The sequence below is a fragment of the Polyangiaceae bacterium genome (assembly GCA_015075635.1).
Lineage (GTDB): Bacteria > Myxococcota_A > Polyangia > Polyangiales > Polyangiaceae > JADJKB01.
In genome coordinates this window covers 1,917,141-1,938,975 of sequence record JABTUA010000003.1, presented here as the reverse complement: position 1 = coordinate 1,938,975, position 21,835 = coordinate 1,917,141, and the positions used below count along the sequence as shown (strand labels likewise).

Below are 21,835 nucleotides of genomic sequence, written 5' to 3'. Positions count from 1 at the left end.
TCAGGTCGCCGCCGCCCGACCCGCCGCGAGCCCCGACGCCAAGGCGCGAAGCCAGGTGCGCGGCCGATCGGCGACGGCGTCGCCCGCCACGAAGATCCCCGGCGCTCCCCGGGCCGCTGCGCCGCTCACCGCGATGCCAACGCGCTCGAGCAGCTCGACGCCGTGGCTCGCGAGATCCACGCCGTGGAGCGTGGAGACGGCATCCACGGGCAAGCCGTCCAGCTCCAAGACCACGGGAGCGTCCAGCGAAGGCCGAAGCCCCGCGCCTCCCGGGTGATCGGGACGCGCGGGGTCGAGCACGATGCCCCCGGCGAGCACGCCGCCGAGGGCGAGCACGACTCGGTCCACGGCGAGCTCCTCGCCCCCCTCCAACACCGCCGTCGAAGCCGAGACGCGCTCGACGCGTGCGCGGCGAACCTGAATCGAGCGCTCGGACAAAAGCGCGTCGCGCGCCGCCTCGAAGCGCGCCCCCGCCGCGCCGCCGGGGAGCGAGAGCGCCTCGCCGAGCGGCAGCTCGACGCGCTTGCGCAGCGCCTCCGCCACGCCGGGCTTCGTGCCGAGCCACGGTCCGAGCAGCCAGGCGTCCGCCCCGCCGCCCGCCTTCGCGAGCTCTGCACCGAGCTTCTCGAGCTCGGCCTCGTCCTCGAAGCGCGCGGCGAAGTCGTACGCCGGCAGAGCGCGCTCCGCGTCGAGCTCGAGCGCGCGAGGTTCGAAGCGCGTGCCCGTCCGCTTCGCCCAGGCCGTCTCGCTGAGCGCGTGCGCCAAGAGCGGCGCGTCCCAGTCGTCGCGAACCAGCTCGGCGACGGCAATCCGCCGCCCGCCGAGCTCCGCCAGATCCAAGAGGGCGCCGTCCCGCGCGCGCGCGGGGCGCAGCAGTCCCGCCGAGGTCGCGAGCAGGCACGGCTCCGATCCAGCGACGTAGCCCAGGGCCCGGAGGTGCTCGGCCTCTTCGGCGCCGAGCTCGTGGGGCGCCCTCGCTCGCTCCCAGGGATCGAAGTCGGCCGCGCCGCTGCCGAGCGCCGAGGCCCCAGCGCGATCGTGGACGACGACCACCTCCGCGCTCGCGCGCGCCGCGGCCCACGCGGCGGCGGTCCCCGCCACACCGGCGCCGATCACCAGCACCTTCATGCCTCGTCCTCGCCCGGCTCCCGGCCGACTTGAGCGCGCAGGTGGGCCAGCGCCAGCGCCTCCTGCTGCGCCTGCGCGGGCCCCACCGCCGCGAGCCTGCGCCGCCGCGCCCGCTCGAGGAAGCGCAGCGCGTCCCGGCGCCCCGACTCCGGCGAGCGCTCCTTCATCTGTGCGACGATGGCGCCGCAGCGCGCGGCGCAGCGCATGCCCCCGCAGGAGCCGAGCCCGAGCCGGGTCCGGCGCGACACGTCCTCCACGCTGGTCGCCAGCTCGTGCTCGACGACGTAGCGCACCTCGGCCTCGAGCACGGGCTCGCACTCGCAGGTCACGCGCGCCTCGCGTGGCTCTCTGGCGATACGCTCCATCACCCTGAGCGCGCGGCTGCCGTGGCGGTACTCCAACCGGAGCGCGGCCACCGGGTCCATCAGGCCGTCGTCGCTGAGCACGAAGGGATCGATGACCTCGTCCCCGCCCGGCAGCGGCGAGACGTGGGTCTTGACCGGCGTCTCATTGCCGAGACGCTTGGCGACGACGTCCGTCATCTCCTCGGCGAAGATCCGGTAGCTGGCCAGCTTGCCGCCGATCATCGAATACAAGCCGTCGGCGCCGTGCGCGGCGTGATCGACGATCTCGTGCTCGCGGCTCAGCTTGTCTTCGTTCGGGCCCCAAGCGTAGAGCGTGGGGCGCACACCGCCCCAGGTGCCGATGGCGCGGGCGCTCTTCACGGCGGGGAACACCCGCTCCACCGCCTGCGTCAGGTAGCGGACCTCGTCTCCGTTGGCGACGACCTCGTCCAGATCGCCGTAGTAGTCGTCGTCGGTCGTGCCCAGCACCGACATGTTCTGCCAGGGCAAGAGGAACACCTGCCGGCCGTCGATGGCCGTGGCGACGACCGCGTAGTTCGTGAGCCGGCGATCCAGGAAGACGTGGATGCCCTTGCCAGGACGGATGCGCGCGGCCTTGGGCTCGAGGCCGGCCAAGGTGCCGGTGAGCGGCGCCCAAGCTCCGGTCGCGTTGACCACCACGCGCGCCGTGCGCGCGCCGCTCTCTCCGGTCACTCGGTTGCGATAACGCACGCCGCTCACGCTGCCGTCCTCGCGGCGGGTCACCTCGGTGACGGTGGTGTGGACGTACACCTCCGCGCCGTGCTCGATGGCGTCCACCACGTTGCCGATGCAGAGCCTCGCGCCGTCGATGCCCCATTCGTCGAACGTCACGCCGCCGACGGCATCGCCCTTCAGGCCCGGCTCCAGCTGGCGCATCTCGTCCACGCTCAGCCGGACGTGGGGTTTGCCGCTCTTCAGCTCCTGGTACTTGTCGTAGAGGTCGAAGAACGCGTCGTAGCCCGTGAGCGCGACGCTGGCCGGGTAGCGGCCGGCCTGGATGGGAACCAGGAACGGGATGCGGAACAGCAGGTGCGGCGCGATGCGCTGGATGTGCCCCGAGTCCAGGCACGACGTGTACGTCACGTCGGGGTCGTAGGTGAGGTAGCGCGGCCCGCCGTGGATCATGCCGCTGGAGTTGCCGCTGGCGCCGAAGGCGATGTCGTTGCGCTCGAACAGCGCGACCGAGAGCCCCCTGAGCGCGGCGTCGCGCGCCACGCCGCTACCATTGACTCCACCGCCGATGACGACGACGTCCACGTCGGGTCGGTCGGAGGCAGCCTGAACGGGCATGGCGGGCACGGAATTAGCAGGTTCGCGGGCCGAGACCCCGGAAATTTTGGCCGGCCAACCGCCGCGGCGTAGCGTCCGGGACGATATGAGAGGCCTTTCCCGGCTGGCCCTGTGCGGTGCGCTTCTCCTCGCGGCGGTCCCGGCCTCGGCCAAGGGCAAGCCGAGCGAGAAGAAGGACGCGCGCCTCGCGCTGATCACGCCCAACGGGCGGCCGACCATCAAGATCGTCAAGGTCGAGCTTCCGCCCGACGTCGCCAACGCCAAGGGCTACACCAAGTACCTGAAGAAGCGCCTGCTCCGCGAGTCCCGGCGCGCCAAGTGGGGCGCGGGCCGCAACAACGTGATCCAGTATCGCTTCACCATCTCGGAGCTCTCGATCCAGGACGACGGGGACGTGCTGCGCGTGCGCTGCACCGCCGTGGGCAGGCTGCCGCGGGGCCAGGCCGCCAAGAGCCACCTGACCTTCTCCGGTGATCCGCGCAAGCGGCGCCAGGTCATCGAGCACGTGCTCGACATCGTGGCTCGGGGCGTGGTGATCCGGCTCGCCGAGCTCGAGCGCATCCGCCGCGGCGACCTCTCTCGCTCCGGGGTCCGCGCGCCGCGTGCCGTGGACTGACGCCCCGGGCTCCGCGCGCCGCGTGCCGTGGACTGACGCCCCGGGCTCCGCGCGCCGCGTGCCGTGGACTGACGCCCCGGGCTCCGCGCGCCGCGCTCCGTGGACTGACGCCCCGGGCTCCGCGCGCCGCGCTCCGTGGACTGACGCCCCGGGGTCTGTCACCATTGGCCCATGGAACAGCTTCCCGAGCCCGTCGTGCGGGCCGTCGTGCAGCGCTACGCCCGCCTCATCCAGCGCCTGGGCCCCGAGCTGGGTGAGCGCCCGCTCGTCCTGCCCACCGAGAAGTTCTTTCCAGACACGTTCAAGGCCGACGCGAAGTCGCTGCGGCGTCTGGTCAAGCGGATGCAGGAGCACGCCGGCATGGCGGACATCCCGGTCAAGCCCGTGCTGATCGACGCCGAGGGCGAAGAGCACGCGCACGGTGGCGGGGGCTGCGGCACCGGGGGCTGCGCCGTGCCCAAGGGTGCGAACACCGAGTCGCCCACTCGGTTGGTGGACGACGGCGACGGCTGGCGGCTCCAGCTCCAGGAGGCCGAGCTCCGGCACCCGGTCGCGCTGACCGCCACGGTGGCGCGCGCGCTCGCCTACGTCTTCCTGATGGAGACCAAGAACGAGGGCGACTCCATCGACGAGCCGCTGGAGCTCAGCGTGGACCTCACGGCGGTGGCGCTGGGGTTCGGCGAGCTGATGCTGGAGGGCTCGCACATCTACTCCAAGAGCTGCGGCGGCCCCAGCGTGGCCAAGCTGACCGCCCTCGGACCGGCGGAGCTGTCCATCGCTTGCGTGCTGTTCACGGCCCGCGGCGAGCACTCCGCGCGCGCCCTGGCCAAGGAGCTGCCGCCCACGCAGCGCGAGGCGTTCGACGACGCGCGGGCCCTCCTCGAGAGGAACAGCGCCCTCCTGCGCGCCCTGAAGGAATCGCCCGAGCGCCTGGCCGAAGGCGACTTCGACCTGGCCAAGGACAAGCCCTTGTTCGGCGGCCTGTTCGGCATGAAGAAGCACGACGACGACCTGTCCCTGGCCGAGCTCGAGGCGATGCTTCAGACGGCGCCGCAGCCGAAGAAGGCGGCGAAGAAGGATCGCGCCACGGACGAGCTGGCCTCACTGGTAGACGAGGCCCTGCGGGAGACGCGGGCCGAAGCGAAGTGAGCGGGGATTTCCTCTCGCTCCGCGGACTCCCCACACGCGTGGCGACCTTTCACCCCCGTTGAACGACTCGAAGACCATGCAGCCCGGACGACCCACCCGAGCTGCGTGGTCCTCCACACACGGGCCGAAGCCGCGTGCTCTCCCGCACGCTCAACCGCACGCCCAACCGCACGCCCAACCGCACGCCCAACCGCACGCCCAACCGCACGCCCAACCGCACGCCCAACCGCACGCCCAACCGCACGCCCAACCGCACGCCCAACCGCACGCCCAACCGCACGCCCAACCGCACGCCCAACCGCACACTTCGCTCGCGTGGGACACCCCTCCGTCCGTCAGGCTTCGAGCCGCATCGAGTCGCGTGCTCTGCCGCACGCCCAACCGCACGCCCAACCGCACGCCCAACCGCACACTTCGCTCGCGTGGGACACCCCTCCGTCCGTCAGGCTTCGAGCCGCATCGAGTCGCGTGCTCTGCCGCACGCCCAACCGCACGCCCAACCGCACGCCCAACCGCACACTTCGCTCGCGTGGGACACCCCTCCATGAGGCTTCGAGCTGCATCCAGTCGCGTGCTCTCCCGCACGCCCAACCGCACGCCCAACCGCACGCCCAACCGCACGCCCAACCGCACCCCAACCGCACACTTCGCTCGCGTGGGACACCCCTCCATGAGGCTTCGAGCTGCATCGAGTCGCGTGCTCTCCTCACGCTCAACCGCACGCCCAACCGCACGCCCAACCGCACGCCCAACCGCACCCCCAACCGCACACTTCGCTCGCGTGGGACACCCCTCCATGAGGCTTCGAGCTGCATCGAGTCGCGTGCTCTCCCTCACGCTCAACCGCACGCCCAACCGCACGCCCAACCGCACGCCCAACCGCACCCCCAACCGCACACTTCGCTCGCGTGGGACACCCCTCCGGCAGGCTTAGAGCTGCATCGAGTCGCGTGCTCTCCCGCACGCAGCCTCTTGCCGCTCGTCCTGAGCGTCTGCGAGCGCCGCGGCGTCCTGCTCGACGAAGTCTGCGGTCGCGGACGCTCGCAGGCCGCCGTGGCCGCTTGCCAGGAGGTCTGGTACCTCTTGCGACATGACCCCGCTCGCAGCTTCAGCTTCTCCGAGCTGGGCCGCATCTTCGACCGGGATCGCACGACCATCCGCGCCGGCGAGACCGCGCTCGACGAGCCCGAGTCGAATCTCAGGCCGAAGGCTAGCTCAACCGGTACAGCATCGCGGACAGCCGGCTCCCGAGCTCGGTCACCCGAGCGACGTCACCGGCTGCGCAGGCGCCCGTCGCGCCTGCGAGCTCGACGCTGGCGACGCACTCGCCGCACTCGCCGCGGGCGATGGCGTAGACGCGGGCCTTGTCGGCGCGCGAGGTGCGGCCCGCGCCTTCGGCGACGTTGCGCGCGCAGCTCTTGGCGGCCCGCCGCGCCTCGCGCCGGTCCTCGGCGTCGCTGATGCGGATGTCGTTCACGAGCCGCACGAGCTCCGCGGCGAGATGCCAGGCGAGCAGTCGATGGTGTGGGAGAGAAGGCTGGGGCATGGTTTTCGAGTCCTTTCACCCCCGGTGAAGGACTCGAAAACCAGGCAGCCGGATCGACCCACCTGAGCTGCGTGGTCCTCCACGGGCCGAGGACAAATCCCGAGAGCGCTGCACGCGCCAGTGCCAGCGTCAGCTGGCACGCGCGTGCAAGCCACGCGGCCCGGAAGGACCCCAGCTGTCAGCGATGTCCTGTCCGGTACCTCCGGTACCACCCGGTACCACCAGTACCACCCGCACCCGCTCCGGCTCCCGCTCCTGCTCCCGCTCCTGCTCCCGCTCCTGCTCCTGCTCCTGCTCCTGCTCCTGCTCCTGCTCCTGCTCCTGCTCCTGCTCCTGCTCCTGCTCCTGCTCCTGCTCCTGCTCCGGCTTCTGCTCCGGCTTCTGCTCCTGCTCCGGCTCCTGCTCCGGCTCCTGCTCCTGCTTCTGCTCCTGCTCCGGCTCCTGCTCCGGCTTCTGCTCCTGCTCCCGCACCCGCTCCGGCTCCCGAGCTCTGTTCCGCGCGCGCATGCGCGGCTGAGCGCCGCCCCGTGCCGCCCCGCGCGGGCGCCGCGCCGTGCTCCGAAGGACAGCGCGCTCGTTACTTCGGTGCGGGCAAGGTGAATCGAGAAGCCCGGCCTTCTCAGGTGTTTTTGGCCAGTTTTCGTCGGGCGCGGGCCTCGCGTTCGGATCGTGTCAAAGAGTCCGGCGATGATGCTAGAGTCCGTCCCGAGTTACTGAATGGCCGTCGCGCAGGGGAGCTGCCCGAGCTGTGGGGCGTCGATCGAGTTCGGAGTGGGCTCGTCCATCGCCAAGGTTTGCGAGTACTGCCGCGCCACGGTGGTGCGCTCGGACCGCGGCCTGGAGAACCTGGGCAAGGTCGCCGACATCGCGAACACACCGTCGCTGATCGCCGTCGGTGACCAGGGCACGCTCTCGGGGCGGCCCTTCGAGGTGCTCGGCCGCGTCCAGCTCGACCACGGCAAGGGACCCTGGGACGAGTACTACGTCGCCTTCGACTACGGACAGGCCTGGGGCTGGCTCGCGTACGCGCAGGGCAAGTGGTACGTCACCAGCCAGACGCCGGGGCTGGCGATCCCGCCCTACACCGCGCTCTACGTCGAGATGGACGTGCCGCTCGGCGCGGCCGGGAACTTCCGCGTCGCCGAGATCAAGACCGGCACCATCGTCAGCGCGGAGGGCGAGCTGCCCGCCGCCTTCCCGCGCGGATTCGTCCGCCACTACGCCGACTGCTACGGCGTCAACAACGCCTTCGCGACCCTCGATTACCACGACAATCGCGGCTCCTACGAGGTCTTCACCGGCTGGGTGTTCGACGAGCCGCAGATGCAGGTGACCCAGCTCGGTCCGCGCAGCGCTCAGAAGATCAAGTCGGCGATGATCAAGTGCCCGCAGTGCGGCGGCGACATCCCGAAGCTCGCCGGGGATCGCGCCGAGCGCGTGGGCTGCCCGTATTGCGGCGCGGTCAGCGACGTGGCCCTCCAGCAGGTGGTGGCGCAGCAGGAGCGCGCCATGCAGCTGCCGGACATCCCCATCGGGGGCCGCGGCACGCTGGACGGCGTCGAGTACATCTGCATCGCCTACATGAAGCGCTCCAGCGACTTCGAAGGCGAGCGCTACACCTGGGAGGAGTTCCTGCTCTGGTCGCAGCCCGTCGGCTACCGCTGGCTGGTCAAGGACCCGGAGACGGGGTGGAGCTGGGTCACGTCGGTGAACCTGGCCGAGCTCGAGCTCTACGGCATGCCCAACCAGGTCGGCTGGGGCGGCCGCAGCTTCTCGCGCCGCAACCAGAACGTGGCCCGCGTGGACTACGTGCTCGGCGAGATCTACTGGAAGGCAGAGATCGGCGAGGAGACGCAGGTCACCGACTTCATCAGCGGCAACGACGTGCTCTCCCGCGAGGCGGGCGGCGGGGAGGCCAACTGGAGCTACTCCGCGCCCATGCCCTGGGCGGTGATCGCCAACGCCTTCGGGCTGCCAGTGGACGGCGCGGGGGCGCAGGGCATCGCGGCAGGCGGCGGCTCCTCCGGAGGCAGCGGCGGCTGCGCCTCGACCACGGTGATCATCATCGTGATCCTGCTGATCCTGCTGATCTGCGCGCTCGGCTCGTGCGGCGCGTGCATCGGCGACGGCAGCGGGAGCAGCGGTAGCAGCAGCAGCGGGAGCAGTGGCGTCCGAAGCGGGTCCGGCGTCTACAGCGGCGGCAAGTGAGCCGGCGGCCACGGACATCGGCGGGCCGCCGTTCTACTTCGCCGTGCTGGGCGCGGCGGCGCTCGTCGGCGCGGCCCACGAGGTCTTCGTGGTCCAGCCCGCGCTCTACGTGGACGCGGAAAACGCGGCCTTTCGCCCGCTGATCGGCGTCACCGGCCTAGGCGCCGCCGCGTTCGGGATCTTCGCCGCGCGCCAGCGCTGGGCCGACGCCTTCGGCGCGCTGCCGTGGATGCTCGCGTTCGCCTCGCTCTCGGTCGGGACCTCCGCGGGCGTCGCCTACTTCGCCTTCGCCACGGGAGCGCCCCTCGTCGCCACGAGCCTCTGCACCGCCCTGGTGACCGGCGCCGCGCTCGGCGCGAGCACCGCCCTCGGGCTCGGCGCGCTCGGCCGCACGCTCGTCCGGCTCGACGCGCCCTGGCGGCTCGCCAACCCGTTCCGGCTGCTCGCGCTCGCGGTGCTGTGCGGCACCGGCGCCGGCATCGCCTCGGTGGTGGGTCCGCTTCGCGCGTCCCTCTCCCTGGCCATGCTGCTGGCAGCCCTCGGCGCCTGGGCGCCGACCTTGCGCTGGTTCCTGGAGCGCCGCCCGAGCCCCGGCGCAGCGCTCGCGCGTCTCGCCTCGTTCTCGGCGGTGCTGCTCTGGCTCGGGCTCTTCTTCGCGTGCGAGCTCGTCGTGCCCACGGCGATCCTCGGCTCCCACCCCAACCCGGTGGTGTTCCACCGCGAGTCGGAGCGCGGCCGCTACGAGGTGACCTCCGGGCAGGAGGGCTACGAGCTCTGGGTGGACGGCCACCTGAAGGTCTCGACCCTGGACGAGCGCCGCTACTTCGAGGCGCTGGTCCACCCGGCGCTCGGCGTGGCGAAGGCCCGCGGGCGAGTGCTCCTGCTCGGCGGCGGCGCGGGCCCGGCGGAGCGCGAGATCCTGCGTCACCCGGACGTCGAGTCGGTGACCGTGGTGGTGGTGGATCGCGCGCTCGTGGACATCGCGCGGACGCAGCGCTGGCTCGCCCGCCGCGCCGAGGGCGCGCTCACGTCACCGCGCCTGCGCGTGATCGAGCGGGAGCCCATCCTTTGGCTCGCGGAGGGCAGCGAACGCTTCGACGTGGCCGTGGTGGATCTGCCGGATCCCGACGGCCACGTCGAGGGCAAGAACTTCACGCGCTACTTCTACCGCAAGCTGCGCGAGCGGCTGACGCCGGACGGCGTGTGCGTGGTGCAGGCCCTGTCGCCATTCACGGCGCCGACCAGCTTCGACTCCATCGTGGCGACGCTCCGGGCCGCGGAGCTCGAGCCGCATCCCTACCACGCGGCGGTGCCTTCCCTCGGCGACTGGGGCTTCGTGCTGGGCTTCGTCCGCGCGCCCGGCGAGCTCGACTTCGCGGCCGCGCGCGCCTGGCTCTCCGGCACCACGGTGGCCGAGCTCTCCTACATGCCCAAGGACCTCCGGGCGAAGCGACCCGGACGGCCCGCGACGCTCGACGACCAGAGCGTGGTCGAGGAGCTCGGGCGGGAGATGCCGCACTAGGCTCGGCAGCAGAACCTGACGTTGCGTGATGTCGGACCGCCTTGTCACGCGACCGGAAGAAGGTGTCTCATGCGTTATTGGCACGGGGGGCTTCGCCGCGTCGACTTGGCCTCCAGCACGGCATCCGACCTCCTGACCACAGAGAGCCAAGTCAGTGTGCTCGCAATGGACGCGCAGTACCTCTACTACTTCGACGCCCAGACGCTGAAGCGCGTGGCCAAGTCCGGCGGCGGTCCGCCAGTCGTGCTCTCCACGCTTCCTAGCATCCTCCGCTCCTCCCCGCGTTGCCGACACCCGGCTACGTCACGAACGGCTGGGCTGCAAAGACGTTCACTTCGCCCAGTTCTCGACCGCGAGGCCCGGGACTCGGGAGAACTCGCGTTCGTTACGCGGCGGCGCAACCGGTGTGCACAATCCCCGCGCTCGGTCAGCTACGCCCGCGCCCCCCGCCCGAACCGCAACGCCAGCCACGCCAAGCTCTTCAGCGCGTACAGCGCGTTCACCGCGACGTAGGGATACAAGTAGAGCTCCGGGCGACCGGCGATGGCGACGTACAGGATGTACGACGGGTAGTGCACCAGCCACTTGGCCACGCCGAGCGGCGCTGAAGCGATCAGCGAGACGAGCGAGCGCTTCCCACTGCCAGGAGTGTCCTTCGCGTCGGCTGGCCTGCCGGAGACCTCCGGCCGGCGCTGGAAGGTGGTGATGGCGATGCCGGTGGCCAGCGCCACCAGCCCGCCGACGCCGATCAGGAGGTAGAGCGTGTCGTGATGCTCGCGGAACAGGCGGACCGAGATCGCGCCCAGGAGCACGAACGCCTTGATCTCGTCCATCAGGAAGTCGAGCAGGTGCCCGGTGGCAGACGCCGTGCCGCGCCAGCGCGCCAGCATGCCGTCCACGCAGTCGAGCACGTAGGACAGCTCGAACACCACGATGGCGATCAGGAACCCCCAGTACCCCGGCAGCGCGATGACGCACGCCGCCGCCGCCATGGCCACCACGAAGGCGAACAGGGTCACCTGGTCGGGGGTGACCCGGGTCCCGGCGAGCAGGGCGACCACCGCGGCCGCGGGCGGGCGCGCCACGTAGGTGTTCCAGAACAGGTCTGGACGCTTCCGCGTCTTCTTGTAGACCTCGATGGCACCCACGCCGAGGTTCATAGCGAAAATCGCCAACGTGGGCGAAGATTGCGAGACATGCGCTTCGAGAGGCCGTCGTTCACCACCCTGTGCGCCGCGGGCGTCGCCGCGCTGGCGGTGGGGTTCGTGCGCTGCGGGGCCGCCCCCGCGCCGCCGCCCGCCGCGCCGGCTCCGTCGCCGGTCGTCCCGGCCCAGAGCGCGCCGCCAGTGGAGCCGCCGTCACCGCCGCCGAGCGCCGAACCCACCGCGCCCGCTCCAAAGCAGAAGGTCGTGGTGGCCGCCCTCGGCGACTCGCTCACCGACGCCAAGTCGGGCGGCGGCAAGTACCTCGACTATCTGGCCAAGCGCTGCCCGGAGAGCCGCTTCGACAACTTCGGCAAGGGCGGCGACATGGTCAACCAGATCCGCCGGCGCTTCGAGCGCGACGTGCTCTCGAGCGGCACCGACTACACCCACCTGGTGGTGTTCGGCGGCGTGAACGATCTCTACAGCGATCTGACCGCCGGGCGCACGCCGAAGAAGGTCGCGACGGATCTGACCGCCATCTACGACGCGGCCCGCGCGCGCGGCTGGAAGGTCGTCGCGCTCACCGTCGCGCCCTGGGGCGGCTTCACGAAGTACTACAACGAAAAGCGCGCCGCCTCGACCCGCGAGCTGAACGCTTGGATCCAGAGCCAGGCAAAGGAGGGCAAGGTCCATCACGTGGTGGACGCCTTCGCGCTGCTCTCCTGCGGGGACCCCGAAAAGATCTGCCCCGACTACGCCGGGAGCCTGCGCGACGGTCTGCACTTCGGCCCGCCCGGTCACGAGAAGCTCGGCGCCGCGCTGTACGAGCAGGTGTTCGCGAGCTGTCGCTGATGGCCACCCTGCTCGTGAACGCGCGCGTGCTCACGCTCGACCCCGAGCGCCCCCGAGCGCGCGTGCTGCGCTTCGAGGGCGGGCGCGTCACGCACGTCGCAGACGACGCCCGCGGGCTCGACGGCGAGGTGCGGGATCTCGGCGGCGCGGTCGTGCTCCCGGGGCTCTCGGACGCGCACCTGCACATCCAGGGCATCGGCGCCCGCGCGCGACAGCTCGACCTCCGGGGCTGTCAGAGCTCCGAGGACGCGGCGGTTGCGGTCGGGGCGCGGCACGCCGAGCTTCACGCCGGCGCCTGGCTGCTCGGCCGCGGCTGGGACCAGAACCGCTGGCCAGGCGCCGAATACCCGACCCGGGACGCCCTCGACCGGGCGGCGCCCGGACGTCCCGTTGCGCTCACGCGCATCGACGGGCACGCGCTCTGGGCCAGCTCTCGCGCGCTCGAGCTCGCGGGGATCCGCCGCGACACGGCGGATCCGGCCGGCGGCAGCATCGTGCGCGACGCGCGCGGGGAGCCGACGGGGCTCCTGGTGGACACGGCCATGGAGCTGGTGGAGGAAAAGATCCCGGCGCCTTCTCGGGCGGAGCTCCGGGCCGAGCTGCTCGCGGGGGTCGAGGCGCTGGCGCGCGCGGGCCTCGGCAGCGTTCACGACATGGGCACGACGCCCGAGATGGCGGAGGTGCTGGCCGAGCTCGCCGCCGACGGGGCGCTCGGCGTGCGCGTGTTCGCGCACCTGTACGGCAAACCGGAGGCCATCGCCGAGCGGATGGCCAGCCCGACCCGGGTGGGCCTGTACCGCGAGGTCGGCGTGAAGCTGTTCGCCGACGGCGCCCTCGGCTCTCATGGCGCGCTCCTCTCGTGTCCGTACTGCGACCGCCCGTCAGAGCGCGGGCTCGCGCTGATGGAGCCCCACGAGCTCACCGAAGCGGCCCGCCGCATCCACGAAGCGGGCCTTCAGATCGCCATCCACGCCATCGGCGATCTCGCCAATCGACGCGCCCTCGACGCCATCGCTGCGGCGCAAGGCAGCGATCGCTCGCGCCGGCACCGCGTCGAGCACGCGCAGATCCTCGCGCCGGAAGACCTGCCGCGCTTCCGCGAGCTCGGCGTGACCGCGAGCATGCAGCCGACCCACGCGACCAGCGACATGCCCTGGGCCGAAGCGCGCCTGGGCCGCGAGCGCCTGCTCGGCGCCTACGCCTGGCGCAGCCTGGCGCGGAGCGGGGCGCGGCTGGCGTTCGGCTCGGACGCGCCCATCGAGCACGAAAACCCCTGGTTCGGCCTGCACGCCGCGGTGACCCGACAGGACCGGCAGGGCGCGCCGGAGCGCGGCTGGCTCGCCGAGCAGTGCCTGAGCGTGCCGGAGGCGCTGGAGGCGTTCGTGTGCGGCGCGGCGAGCGCCGTGCTCCAGGACGACCCGCGGCTCCGGCCCGGCGCCCGCGCGGACCTCTGCGTCGTGGACCGAGATCCGCTCGAGACCGCCCCGAGCGACCTCTGGCGCACCGAGACCTTGGCGACCTGGGTGGACGGGCGCGAGCGCTACGCGAAGCGCTGATCGCGGCCCACGAGCGCGGAGTCGAGCACGCGGTTCAGCGCGTCGGCCCCGCGCGCGAAGGCGATGGCGGCGAAACCGTGGGCGACGGCGGCCACCGGCGGCGGGATCTGCCCGGTGTAATACGTCCAGCACTGGCGGCTGGTGCCCCAGTACTCGAGGAAGATCCCGAGCAGCGAGCCGGCGGCGAAGAGCGTGAAGTCGCGGCGCGGCTCCCGGCACGCGAGCGTCACTCCGACCATGAGGGCGATCACCACCTGCGTCGCGGTGATCCCGACGGTGTGGCGCGCGAAGGCGATCATGCTGACGACGAAGGAGGGGACGAACACCCAGTAGGCGATCCAGAACCACGAGACCGGCACGTTGCGCGGAAGACCGCGGTCGAGCATGCGCGCCATGCGATCGATGGCCAGCGTGGCGATGGGCCAGGCCGGCAGGATCCAGAGCGGCGGGCGCTCCAGGGTGAAATACGACCAGATCCGGCTGTAGGTGCCCCACCACTCGATCACGCCGCCGCCCACCAGGCCCACGGCGAGGAACACCAGGTCGCGGCGCGCGGAGACGCTCCAGGTGAGCATCGCCGCCATCCAGAGCCAGGTGCCGAGCAACAGCCAATCCATGCCGCCGCTCGGGTCGATGAGATCGCTCCAGCGATAGCCGACCAGGGCCCCGACTCCGATCAGGAGGCCGAGCGCGACCAGGCTCCGGCGATCCCAGCCGGCGCGCAGCCACTGCCAAAAGCCCGGCTTGGACGCGGACACGCGGGGAGATTAGCGCGGAAGCGAAGACGGATGGACGGTGCGGGAAATTGCAGCTAGAAAACGCCCCCCATGGCCACCACGACGGTCCGCCGCCGACGCCCGAAGGAGCCCATCCCGGTGGCCAGCGGCCACTTCCTGATCGCGGCCGCGATGCTGGGCGCGATGATCGTGCTGCCGTTCTCGCCCATCGCGAACTGGATCAGCCCGCCGGAGAAGGACGTCACGGACACCGCCGGCTGGCAGGTCGGGAGCACGGGCAAGGCCAAGGTCACGCTGATCACCGCGGACTACGAGCTGCTCGGCTGCAACCACCCGGACACCTTCGACGGCGCGCGCTGCTCGCACAAGAGCGACACCGAGGCCCACGCGAAAGATCCGAGCGCCCCGTTGGATGACAACGGTACCAACCTGGTCCAGCCGTACCGCACCTGGCCGGACAACAAGCTCATCTTGATCGCGGGCCTGTGGGCGGAGCCGAACATGGCGCTGCGCCTGCACCGCGAGCCCTCCGCCGGCGTGGATCAGAAGAAGCTCTCGCGCTTCGTCACCGACTGCGAGCTCAAGTTCGTGGGCCGCGTCGAGAACGTGAAGGTGCGCTGGTCCCCGGGGCAGGCATGGGTCCAGGAAGGCGCCGCCATGGTCGCGCGTCCGGTCAGCTGCTCGCTCAGCCCGGAGTGATGCCATGCGCGGGATCGCTCTGGCGTCGCTGATCGGTCTCTCGGCAACCAACGCCCTCGCTCAGACGGCCGCGCCGCCGGGCACGCCCATCGCGCCCGTCGCGCCCGTCGCGCCGGACGCGCCAGCGCCGCCCCCCGAGCCAACGCCACCGCCTCCACCTCCGCCGAGCGAGCAGCCCCCGCCGCCTCCACCCGGGCCGCCTCCGCCGCCACCGGGCGCGCAGCCGCCGCCCGGGCAGCCGTATCCGCCGGGCAGCTACCCACCCGGCGCGTATCCGCCGGGCAGCTACCCACCCGGCGCGTATCCGCCAGGCAGCTATCCGCCGGGCAGCTATCCGCCGGGCAGCTATCCCCCCGGCGCGTATCCGCCGGGCAGCCATCCCCCGGGCCAGTACCCTCCCCCGCCCGGCTATTACTACCCACAGCCGGGCTACGCGTACCCGCCGGGATCAGCCTACCCGCCGCCCGGCGAGCAGCCGCCGGCGCCGAAGAAGCCGGACACCTCGAAGCGGAACCACGACGGCTTCTACCTGCGCATGGGCATGGGGCCGGGCTACGGCCGCGTCGTCGCCGAAGGTGCGGGCTCGAACGACGTGAAGGCCACCTACAAGGGCTGGGGTCCCGCCTTCGAGCTGCTCCTCGGCGGCACCCTGGGCAGCGGCTTCGTGCTCGGCGGCGGCTTCGTGGGTCAAGACGTGAGCGAGCCCGATCTGGAGGTCGAGAGCCGCAGCGTCAACGTGAGCGGCACGGTCGAGGATCAGTCCCTCGGCATCCTGACCATCGGTCCCTTCATCGACTGGTATCCGGATCCGAAGGGGGGCGCTCACGTCGGCGTGATGATCGGTCCCGCGGAGGTCGGCTTGCAGGACGACGACGGGCAGTCCTCCACCGGCCTCGGCGGCTCGCTCTTCGGGGGTTACGACTTCTGGATCGGCGACCAGTGGTCGCTGGGCCTGGAGGGACGCGTCGTCGCCGCCAGCACCGAGCACACGCGCAACGACGCCTCGTTCGACAACGCGGCGATGAGCTATCAGGTGCTGTTCACGGCGCTCCTGCACTGACTCGACTTCCGCTGTCTTGGCATGAGCAGACGACCGAAGGAAGCACCCTTGGGTGTCGCGACCCGCCACTCGGGCCAAGACCCACGAGAACACCGGCGAACGCGCTTCGCGACGACCCTTGGAAGTCCCCGGAGGGGGATACCCGGAGGGGTGGGCCGGCGCACTCCCCCCGTCAGGTGGGAAGTTTCGCCTGGCGTTTCCCGAGAGCATCTCGACAACAACCTCGACGAAGGCAGGGCGCGGCGACAAACACGGCGAGCGAAATCCGAAACTGAGGCAGCTGCGTCAGCTCCCCTTGGCCGCGACCACCTCGTCGAACAGGCCTTCGTACAGGGCCCCCGTGAGGTAGCGCTCGCCGGAGTCGGGCAGCACGACCACGATGGTCTTGCCGGCGAAGCGCGGATCGTTGGCCAGGCGCAGCGCGACCGTCATGGCGGCACCGCAGGAGATCCCGGCCAGAATGCCCTCGTCCTTCGCCAGCCGGCGCGCCATCTCGATGGCCTCCTCGTTCGTGACCTGCTCGACCTGATCGACGAACGACAGGTCCAGGTTCTTCGGCACGAAGCCGGCGCCGATGCCCTGGATCTTGTGCGGCGACGGCGCGGGGGCCTGTCCCGCCAGCGTCTGTGAGATGACCGGCGAGGCCACCGGCTCGACGGCGACGGAGTGGAGCGCTTTGCCCTTCACCTTCTCGAAGAAGCGGCTCACGCCGGTGAGGGTGCCGCCGGTGCCGACGCCGGCCACGAGCACATCGGTGTTGCCGCCGGTGTCCTCCCAGATCTCGGGACCCGTCGTGGTCTCGTGGATGCCGGGGTTGGCGGGGTTCTCGAACTGGCGCATGAGCACGTATCGATTCGGCTCGCTGCTCGCCAGCTCCTCGGCCCGGGCGATGGCGCCCTTCATGCCCTGCGCGCCCGGGGTGAGCACCAGCTTGGCGCCGAACGCCACCAGCACCTTGCGACGCTCGAGGCTCATCGTCTCCGGCATGGTCAGCACGCACTCGATGCCCCGCGACGCCGCGGCGAACGCCAGCGCGATGCCGGTGTTGCCGCTGGTCGCCTCGACGATGGCCTTGCCGGGACCGAGCAGCCCCTGCTTCTCGGCGTCCCAGATCATGGCGGCGCCGATGCGGCACTTCACCGAATACGCGGGGTTCCGCCCTTCGATCTTGGCGAGCACCGTGGCCGGCGCGCCGGCGGTGATGCGGCTCACGCGCACGAGCGGCGTGCGCCCGATGGATCGGGAGTTGTCTTCGTAGATGGGCATGGGCGGGACACTACCAGGCTTGGCGCGAGCAGAGCACATGCCCGATGGCAGAAGCGCTGGGCCGGCACCCGAGCCGCGGAACTCGCGCGAGGAGCCGGCAGGCGCGGCAAGCGCTGACACGTTTGACGTCGTGTGAAACATGTTTCATGCTACGCACATGAAGACGGTGCCCGTGCGGCAGCTGCGCCAGAGCTGGCCCGAAGTCGAGGCGGCGCTGCGCCGCGAGGGAGAGCTCTTCATCACGCGGGACGGGGTCAAAGTGGCGCGCCTCGTCCGCATCGAGGCGACGACGGATCGTCGCGAGCGCTTCTCAGTCGAGAAGCACCTCGCGTGGCTCCGCAGTACCTTTGGCCCTCGCCGCAGAAGCGTGGTGGACGCTTCGCTCGACCGCGAACGTGCTGATGACTGACTCCGGCTACATCGACACGAGCTGCCTCCTGAAGTTGCTCCTGCCAGAGCCGGAGAGTGGCGCGGTGGCCGAGCTGGTCACCGAGCAAAAGAGGCTCATCGTGTCGTCCCTCGCCGAGCTGGAAGCGCGCTCGCAGCTCTCCGCCCTGCGCCGGGGCGGCGCCATGCGACCTTCGCAGTATCGAGCTTCGACCGAGCGACTCGACGTCCTGATGGGCCAGGCCCCGTTCGAGCCGGTCCCCCTCGGGGGCGACGTATTCGACGCTGCCATAGCCCAGGTTCGGGAGCGAGGGACCGTCCACTGCCGCACCCTCGATCGCCTCCACTTGGCGGCGATGCAGGTCTTGGAGATCGCGGTCCTGCTCACCACTGACCGACAACAGGCGGCCGCGGCACGCGGCCTGGGTCTACGCGTCCTTCTGCCTTAGCGCGGAGGTCTGCTTCAGCGGCAGCACCGCACCGCCGCCAGCCCCGACATCGCGCCGAGCCCGGCCGGCGTCAGGAACGCGCGATGCCGGCAGTCCACCGTCCAGGGATCGCGCAGCGTGTCGTTCGGGCCTGCCAGGAGCAGGCCCTTGCCGCTGGCCGGCGCGACGATCTCGCTGCGACCCGTGAGCAGGCCCCGGAGCTCGCTGCGCTTGTCCGCGGCCGCCGTGGGCTCGGCGGGCCCCGGCGCGCCCGCCTGCCGCTCGCGCTCCGCGCGGGCCACGAAGGCGTACAGCGTCGAGCTCTTGGTGCCGGCCTCGACCTCCAGCGGATAGGTGCACGCACACGCCAGGTACCACTCGTCGGACGTGCACAGCCGCTTGCCAGCACTCTCGCACTGCTCGGCAGGCGCGGCCGCCGCGAGCGGCGTCTCGTCCAGGTCCATGCTGAAGCGCGCGCCGGGCATCTCGAACGTCGCGGTGCGCCCGGCCCAGTCCACGCTCGGCTCGGTGGCGCCGCAGGCCTCCGTCGCCACGCCCAGTCGAGGCGACGCCCTGCGCAGCGAGCGCGCTGCCACCGCCGTCGTGGCCGCCATGCAGAGCGCACCCAGCCCCAGGACGAGCAGCATCGACCAAAGGCGCGGCCGCCGGAGCGGGGTCTCGTCGAGCGCGACGAACGGGAGGAGCTCGCGGAGCCCCGAGAGCTGCGCGACGACCCCGAGCGCCGCGAGCAGCACCAGTGGCACGGGTGAGAAGAGCGCGACGGCGCCCAGGAGCGCGAGCAAGAAGCCGCGAGCGCGAAAGCGCGAGAGCCAGCGGAAGAGCAGCGCGCCGCCGTCCGCGACGAAGAGCGGGCAGAGCGCGAGGGTTGCGAGGTTCGCGGGATGGTTGACCGGCAAGAGCTCCGACGCGAGCGCGAGCGCGACGAAGGCGAGGTCCGCGGCCCTCGGATACGGGAAGAGAGCGGCGCCCGGCAGCGGCAGCGGGCGCCGCGACAGGTACGCCGCCGCGTACACGGCGCAAGCGAAGCTCGACAGGGCGAGCCAGAGCGCCAGGTTCCGAGAGAGCGCGCTCGCCAGGACGCCGATCGACCACGCCGGCTGCGCCGCATTGGAGAACGACAGCGCGAGCTCGCTGAGCGGCAGCGCGAACGCGGTGAGCTGTTCGTGCAGCGCGGCGCTCGCCGCGGTCGAAGCGCGGAGCCCGTCGACCATGCCCCGGGCGCGGGCGTAGAGGTACGTCGCGGCGAACAGCACGACGTAGAGCTCCAGCACCACCAAGCGACGGCGCGCCGAGCCGGCGCGCGCCTCGAGCCCCGCGCCGACCAGCGCCCAGGCCGTGATGCCCACCGCGCCCGCACCGAGCAGCCACTCGTTCCGGACGAAGGCGAGGCCGACGAGCCCGGCGAGCGCCACCGCGAGCCAGACCAGCAAACGCCAGAGCGGGGGCTCGTCGGAGCCGAAGCGGTCCGATAGGCGGCGCGCCACGAGCAAGAGCAGGCCGAGCGCGAGCGCGGATCCGAGCACGCTCCCGGCGACGAGCCAGCCCGCCATCAGCGCACCTCCAGCGCGCCCAGGGCGCCGTCCACCTTGACGGCCTGGCCGAGCGGCAGGTTCGTCACCGGCAAGCGCTGCACGGTGACCACGGTCGGGATCCCGAGCTCGCGGGCGAGCTGCGCCATGGGCGAGAGGGCGCCGCCTCCGGTCAGGACCAGCGCCTTCGCGCTCAGGACGAACCACGCGAAATCGGGGCGACCGTCCGGGAGCACCACGACGGAGCCCGCGGGGATCTCGCCGCGGGACTCGGTGGGCGCCGCGGCCTTGCCCTCGGCGCTGCCCGTCACGAGCCCCACTACGGCGCGCGCCGAGTCGGCGAGCGACAGCATCGTGTCCGGCGGCGCCGGCTCGACGATGCGCTCCGGGGTCTCCATCAAGTGCCGCGCCTCGAAGCCGAGGCGCTCCTCGTCCCAGGCCGCGCCGAGCGCTTCTCGCTCGGCCGGCGCGCTCACCCAGCGCTGCATCTCTTCGAGCCCGGCGTACAGGTGGCGCTCGCCGACGAACACGCCGCTCCAGTCGGTGGCGCCGCGGGCGACGACCTGCGCGGCGAAGTCGCGCAAAGCCTTCTCGCTCTCCTCCAGGTGGCGCTTGGCGCGCTCGGACTCCGCGGAGCAAGCCGCGGCGCCCCGCCCGAGGACCTTCTTCAGCTGCGCGTGCACCCGCGGCACGGGCTCACCCGTCGCGCCGTCGGAGAGCATCCCGATCGCGGACTCGATGAGCCAGCGCCAGAGCCCCAGGGCGACGTGCTCCCGCGCGAGCGGCAGGAGCACCCGCGCCCGCCAGGCCCGCGCCTTGGCCAGGCTGGCGCGCACGTCCTGCCCGACCTCGGGCAGCTTCGCGAAGGGGCGGCGCGGCACCCGGCGCGACAGGGAAAACAGCCGCCAGATCGGCTCGGACAGCAAGAGCTCCACGCCCAGGCGCCCGAGCGCGCGCCGGAGCACCTCGACGTTCAGGTAACGCACGCCCTCCTCGAAGCGCACGTCGGCGCGGGTGGTGACCGCCAGCTTCCCGAGGGCGTCGTTGGCGCCCTCGACCAGCACGCTCTCGTCGCCGAAGCTCTCGCACACGAAGCGCGGCAGGCGCGGGAACAGCGCCTCCAGGGGGCCGCCGGCGCTGACCCAGGTGGTGCGCTCCTCGGTCTTCACGCGTCGCACCGACTGCACCCAGAGCTGCCCCGCCTCCACGGCGAACTGAACCAAGACCGTCCCACCGAGCTCGCTGTCGAGCGCGACCACCAGCGCCGCGAGGCGGTTCATCCAAGTCGGGGTGGCGTCGAGGGGCGTGTCCGGAGCCACCGCGAGCACGGTCCCGTCGATCAGATCGTAGCTCACGGTCATTGTCGGCGCGCGACGCTTGGCGAAGTCGATCAGGATGGAGTCGGCTCTCCCGTCGAGACCCCGAGACTGCGCGACGCCGGAGACGTCGGCGTCGATCTGCCGCTGGAGCACCACCGAGCGGTGCAGCGTCGTGACCTGACGCATGCGCCGCCGGTAGTCGAGCACCGCGGGCGCGTCGCCGGACTCGACCACGCGCCCGATGGCGGTCAAGAGCCCGTGGAGGTTCGCAGGGTCGACGTCGCCGACGCTGGTGAAGACGCCCGGGTAGGTCGCCGCGGGATCGGGACCGCGGAACGACGGCCGGACGACGAGCTTGCCGCCTTCGCAGCCGTGGAGGAACCGAGCGAGGGGCGCGAGCGCGCCCTTCGGCAAGAGGCTCGTGGGCTCCACCCCGCGTCGCGCCCCGCGGCTCTCGCGCAGCCACGCCTCGGTGAGCTCCGCGGTCAAGACCAGCGTGTCCGGGATCGGAACTCCCAGAGCCATCGCGCGCGCCAGCGCCTGGGCCTCGCCGCCGATCCGCTCGAGCTCGACGCGGCGGCTCGCGGCCAGGGTCTGGATGTCGCTGAGCCAGCGCGGATCCCGGCGGGCCGCGCGGGCCCGGAGGCCCAGCTCCACGACCGCGACTCCGAGCGCCGAGAGCAGCACGCTGCCGAGCGCGCCGGCCCAGGGCCCTCCCCCGAAGGCGCTCGACAGCCCGAACGCCAAGGCCGACCCCACAGCGACCAGCGCCGCGTAGCTCAGGCACAGGAGCACGGCCGCGAGGGGGATCGCACCCAGGAACGGGACCATCTACGGTCCCCCACGCCTCGAAGCCCGAGCGTCCAACCTCGAACGCATAAGGCGGCGAGGCAGAGGCTGTCAAAAAAGCCGCGGGGACCGGCGCGTGCAACTACCTCGGGAAGTGCGGCGCAGAACATTGAGGGGGCGCAGTGGTCCCGCACCCCTTCAA

17 protein-coding genes and 3 pseudogenes are annotated in these 21,835 nt (G+C 71.9%); 12 read left to right on the top strand and 8 right to left on the bottom strand.

Annotated elements, in window-relative coordinates; all coding sequences use genetic code 11:
- Both HS104_39355 and HS104_39350 read right to left on the bottom strand, forming a co-directional pair.
- The gene (locus tag HS104_39355; GenBank protein MBE7486015.1) at positions 1-1,128 is read right to left on the bottom strand and encodes an FAD-dependent oxidoreductase; all 1,128 of its coding nucleotides are present in this window, start codon (positions 1,126-1,128) and stop codon (positions 1-3) included.
- Positions 1,125-2,804 (bottom strand): glycerol-3-phosphate dehydrogenase/oxidase, encoded by a 1,680-nt coding sequence (locus HS104_39350; protein ID MBE7486014.1) that lies wholly within the window; start codon positions 2,802-2,804, stop codon positions 1,125-1,127. The genes HS104_39355 and HS104_39350 overlap by 4 nt, the downstream gene beginning before the upstream one ends.
- A gap of 85 nt (positions 2,805-2,889) precedes the next feature.
- Here HS104_39350 and HS104_39345 point away from each other — a divergent pair, with 85 nt between their 5' ends.
- The 3 genes and pseudogenes from HS104_39345 (at position 2,890) to HS104_39335 (ending at position 4,872) form a co-directional block, all read left to right on the top strand.
- Positions 2,890-3,420 carry a hypothetical protein gene (locus tag HS104_39345; protein ID MBE7486013.1) on the top strand — a complete coding sequence of 177 codons (531 nt, stop codon included), beginning with the start codon at positions 2,890-2,892 and terminating at the stop codon, positions 3,418-3,420.
- A gap of 171 nt (positions 3,421-3,591) precedes the next feature.
- On the top strand, positions 3,592-4,569 hold the full coding sequence (locus HS104_39340) for a hypothetical protein (protein ID MBE7486012.1): 978 nt from the start codon (positions 3,592-3,594) through the stop codon (positions 4,567-4,569).
- A gap of 6 nt (positions 4,570-4,575) precedes the next feature.
- Positions 4,576-4,872, top strand: a pseudogene (locus HS104_39335) (PT domain-containing protein).
- A gap of 907 nt (positions 4,873-5,779) precedes the next feature.
- Here the strand turns inward: HS104_39335 and HS104_39330 are convergent.
- Positions 5,780-6,115 carry a four helix bundle protein gene (locus tag HS104_39330; protein ID MBE7486011.1) on the bottom strand — a complete coding sequence of 112 codons (336 nt, stop codon included), beginning with the start codon at positions 6,113-6,115 and terminating at the stop codon, positions 5,780-5,782.
- Between the two features lie 251 nt (positions 6,116-6,366).
- On the opposite strand from HS104_39330, the pseudogene HS104_39325 reads away from it, so the two are divergent.
- The 3 genes and pseudogenes from HS104_39325 (at position 6,367) to HS104_39315 (ending at position 9,845) form a co-directional block, all read left to right on the top strand.
- Positions 6,367-6,486: pseudogene (locus tag HS104_39325) on the top strand (SH3 domain-containing protein).
- Between the two features lie 346 nt (positions 6,487-6,832).
- The gene (locus HS104_39320; protein ID MBE7486010.1) at positions 6,833-8,323 is read left to right on the top strand and encodes a DUF4178 domain-containing protein; all 1,491 of its coding nucleotides are present in this window, start codon (positions 6,833-6,835) and stop codon (positions 8,321-8,323) included.
- Positions 8,280-9,845, top strand: a complete 1,566-nt coding sequence (locus tag HS104_39315) for a hypothetical protein (protein MBE7486009.1) — start codon at positions 8,280-8,282, stop codon at positions 9,843-9,845. The genes HS104_39320 and HS104_39315 overlap by 44 nt, the downstream gene beginning before the upstream one ends.
- Before the next feature lie 431 nt (positions 9,846-10,276).
- Here the strand turns inward: HS104_39315 and HS104_39310 are convergent, their stop codons facing one another.
- Entirely contained in the window at positions 10,277-11,020 is a 744-nt protein-coding gene (locus tag HS104_39310) for a CDP-alcohol phosphatidyltransferase family protein (GenBank protein MBE7486008.1), read from the bottom strand.
- A gap of 21 nt (positions 11,021-11,041) precedes the next feature.
- On the opposite strand from HS104_39310, the gene HS104_39305 reads away from it, so the two are divergent.
- On the top strand, positions 11,042-11,842 hold the full coding sequence (locus tag HS104_39305) for an SGNH/GDSL hydrolase family protein (GenBank protein MBE7486007.1): 801 nt from the start codon (positions 11,042-11,044) through the stop codon (positions 11,840-11,842).
- The gene (locus tag HS104_39300) at positions 11,842-13,398 is read left to right on the top strand and encodes an amidohydrolase (protein ID MBE7486006.1); all 1,557 of its coding nucleotides are present in this window, start codon (positions 11,842-11,844) and stop codon (positions 13,396-13,398) included. Before HS104_39305 ends, HS104_39300 begins: the two co-directional genes overlap by 1 nt.
- Here HS104_39300 and HS104_39295 read toward each other — a convergent pair.
- Positions 13,383-14,156, bottom strand: a complete 774-nt coding sequence (locus tag HS104_39295; protein ID MBE7486005.1) for a hypothetical protein — start codon at positions 14,154-14,156, stop codon at positions 13,383-13,385. The two genes, HS104_39300 and HS104_39295, sit on opposite strands and share 16 nt — an antisense overlap.
- A gap of 69 nt (positions 14,157-14,225) precedes the next feature.
- Between HS104_39295 and HS104_39290 the strand changes: the two genes are divergently transcribed.
- Together HS104_39290 and HS104_39285 are read left to right on the top strand one after the other, a co-directional pair.
- Positions 14,226-14,834, top strand: coding sequence for a hypothetical protein (locus HS104_39290; GenBank protein ID MBE7486004.1), 609 nt, complete (start codon positions 14,226-14,228; stop codon positions 14,832-14,834).
- 181 nt (positions 14,835-15,015) lie between these two features.
- Positions 15,016-15,267 (top strand): annotated as a pseudogene (locus tag HS104_39285) (hypothetical protein).
- A 912-nt stretch (positions 15,268-16,179) separates the two neighbouring features.
- On the opposite strand, the gene cysK reads toward HS104_39285, so the two are convergent.
- Positions 16,180-17,160 (bottom strand): cysteine synthase A, encoded by a 981-nt coding sequence (gene cysK, locus HS104_39280; GenBank protein MBE7486003.1) that lies wholly within the window; start codon positions 17,158-17,160, stop codon positions 16,180-16,182.
- Between the two features lie 172 nt (positions 17,161-17,332).
- On the opposite strand from cysK, the gene HS104_39275 reads away from it, so the two are divergent.
- Positions 17,333-17,569: a hypothetical protein gene (locus HS104_39275; GenBank protein MBE7486002.1), complete on the top strand. Its 237-nt coding sequence runs from the start codon at positions 17,333-17,335 to the stop codon at positions 17,567-17,569.
- Positions 17,562-17,996: a type II toxin-antitoxin system VapC family toxin gene (locus HS104_39270; protein MBE7486001.1), complete on the top strand. Its 435-nt coding sequence runs from the start codon at positions 17,562-17,564 to the stop codon at positions 17,994-17,996. Before HS104_39275 ends, HS104_39270 begins: the two co-directional genes overlap by 8 nt.
- Positions 17,997-18,010: 14 nt before the next feature.
- Here HS104_39270 and HS104_39265 read toward each other — a convergent pair whose 3' ends face one another.
- Together HS104_39265 and HS104_39260 are read right to left on the bottom strand one after the other, a co-directional pair.
- The gene (locus HS104_39265; GenBank protein MBE7486000.1) at positions 18,011-19,546 is read right to left on the bottom strand and encodes a hypothetical protein; all 1,536 of its coding nucleotides are present in this window, start codon (positions 19,544-19,546) and stop codon (positions 18,011-18,013) included.
- A complete protein-coding gene (locus HS104_39260; protein MBE7485999.1) occupies positions 19,546-21,675 on the bottom strand; it encodes a hypothetical protein in 2,130 nt (709 codons plus the stop codon). Before HS104_39260 ends, HS104_39265 begins: the two co-directional genes overlap by 1 nt.
- Positions 21,676-21,835: the final 160 nt, after the last annotated feature.

Coding starts and splice junctions, on each gene's coding strand:
- HS104_39355 (MBE7486015.1), bottom strand. CDS start 1,128: ATGAAGGTGCTGGTGATCGGCGCCGGTGTGGCGGGGACCGCCGCCGCG.
- HS104_39350 (MBE7486014.1), bottom strand. CDS start 2,804: ATGCCCGTTCAGGCTGCCTCCGACCGACCCGACGTGGACGTCGTCGTC.
- HS104_39345 (MBE7486013.1), top strand. CDS start 2,890: ATGAGAGGCCTTTCCCGGCTGGCCCTGTGCGGTGCGCTTCTCCTCGCG.
- HS104_39340 (MBE7486012.1), top strand. CDS start 3,592: ATGGAACAGCTTCCCGAGCCCGTCGTGCGGGCCGTCGTGCAGCGCTAC.
- HS104_39330 (MBE7486011.1), bottom strand. CDS start 6,115: ATGCCCCAGCCTTCTCTCCCACACCATCGACTGCTCGCCTGGCATCTC.
- HS104_39320 (MBE7486010.1), top strand. CDS start 6,833: ATGGCCGTCGCGCAGGGGAGCTGCCCGAGCTGTGGGGCGTCGATCGAG.
- HS104_39305 (MBE7486007.1), top strand. CDS start 11,042: ATGCGCTTCGAGAGGCCGTCGTTCACCACCCTGTGCGCCGCGGGCGTC.
- HS104_39300 (MBE7486006.1), top strand. CDS start 11,842: ATGGCCACCCTGCTCGTGAACGCGCGCGTGCTCACGCTCGACCCCGAG.
- HS104_39290 (MBE7486004.1), top strand. CDS start 14,226: ATGGCCACCACGACGGTCCGCCGCCGACGCCCGAAGGAGCCCATCCCG.
- cysK (MBE7486003.1), bottom strand. CDS start 17,160: ATGCCCATCTACGAAGACAACTCCCGATCCATCGGGCGCACGCCGCTC.
- HS104_39270 (MBE7486001.1), top strand. CDS start 17,562: ATGACTGACTCCGGCTACATCGACACGAGCTGCCTCCTGAAGTTGCTC.
- HS104_39265 (MBE7486000.1), bottom strand. CDS start 19,546: ATGGCGGGCTGGCTCGTCGCCGGGAGCGTGCTCGGATCCGCGCTCGCG.
- HS104_39260 (MBE7485999.1), bottom strand. CDS start 21,675: ATGGTCCCGTTCCTGGGTGCGATCCCCCTCGCGGCCGTGCTCCTGTGC.